Genomic DNA, 1,493 nt, shown 5'->3' with positions numbered 1-1,493 from the left:
ACGGTCAGCACACGAACGGCATCTACGGCTTCCTGTCGATGTCGTCAAACCTCGTCAAAGCGGAGCAGCCGACGCATCTCGCCGTCGCCTTGACCACGTCCCGTCACTCCTTCCGCACCGAGGAGTACCCCGAGTACAAGGCGAACCGCTCCGAGTCGCCGGCGGAGTTCAAGGGCCAGATTCCTCTGCTGCAGGACTGCCTCGCCGCGATGAACGTGACGGTGCTCACCAAGGAGGGCATCGAGGCCGACGACATCCTCGCGACCCTCGCCACGCGCGGTGCGGCCGAGGGCTACGACGTCCTCGTCTGCTCCGGCGACCGTGACACCATCCAACTCGTCACCGACGATGTGACGCTGCTGTACCCGAGCGTGCAGGGCGTGTCGCAGCTCAAGCGCTACACGCCGGATGCCGTCGTCGAGAAGTACGGCCTGCCGCCGGCCAACTACCCCGACATCGCCGCGCTCGTGGGCGAGACCAGCGACAACCTGCCGGGGGTGCCGAAGGTGGGCGAGAAGACGGCCGTCAAGTGGCTCACGCAGTGGGGGAGCCTCGACGCTCTGCTCGAGAACGCCGACAAGATCACGGGTGTCGTGGGGGGCAACCTGCGCGACCACCTCGACGACGTGCGCCGCAACAGGAACCTGAACGCGCTGCTGCGCGATGTCGAGCTGGGCGTCGGACCGGCCGACCTTGCGGTGCAGCCGATCGACGCGCAGGCCGTTCGCGATATCTTTGCTCGACTGGAGTTCCGCACCCTTCTGCCGCGCGTTTTCGAGGCCGTCGGCGCCGACCTCGACGACGGCGCCGACCACGCGGCGAACACGATCGCAGCGCCCCAGCCCGTCGAGGCCGACGCGGCCGCGCTCGAGGCATGGGTCGCCGCCCGCACGGCGGCCGACGACGCCGAGGAGGTGGCGCTCACGCTCACGACGGAGGGCGGCCTTCCCGCACGACTGGGCCTCGCCACCGGCGATGAGGCCATCGAGACGACCTGGTCGACGGACGTTTCCGCGACTCTCGGGCCCTGGTTGAGCAGTGATGCGCCGAAGGTCATCGCCGATGCCAAGGCGCAGGTGAAGGCCCTCCGACGTGCCGGAGTGCGACTGCGGGGCCTGGTTTTCGACCCGATCCTCGCCGGGTGGCTGCTGCGCCCCAGCTTTCCCGACAAGGGGCTCGGTGACCTCGTCGACCGCTATCTCGACGAGAAGCTGCCCGAGGCCGATCCGACGCAGCTGGTACCCGAGACCGAAGGCGCCACCCCGGGTCAACTGTCGTGGTACGCGCTGCGCGTCGCCGACGCCATGCGGGCACAGATGCCTGCGTCGGTCGCCCGTGTCATGACCGAGATCGAACTGCCCACTCTCGACACCCTGGCCGACATGGAGGTGGCCGGCGTCGCCGTCTCGCACGAGAAGCTCTCGGGGTTCTCTGCGGAGCTGGGCGCGCGCGCCGAGGCCGTTGCCCAGCTCGCCTACGCCGAGTCGGGCGGA

The 1,493-nt window shown here is 69.2% G+C and carries 1 protein-coding gene; it reads left to right on the top strand.

What is annotated here, in order from left to right:
- Positions 1-1,493, top strand: a 1,493-nt coding sequence (locus tag I5I_RS02145; RefSeq protein WP_036315937.1) for a 5'-3' exonuclease H3TH domain-containing protein, incomplete at both ends; no start/stop codon positions are given.

Origin of the sequence: Microbacterium sp. B24 (assembly GCF_000333415.1) — a bacterium.
Lineage (GTDB): Bacteria > Actinomycetota > Actinomycetes > Actinomycetales > Microbacteriaceae > Microbacterium.
This window is presented reverse-complemented; position numbering and strand designations above follow the sequence as displayed.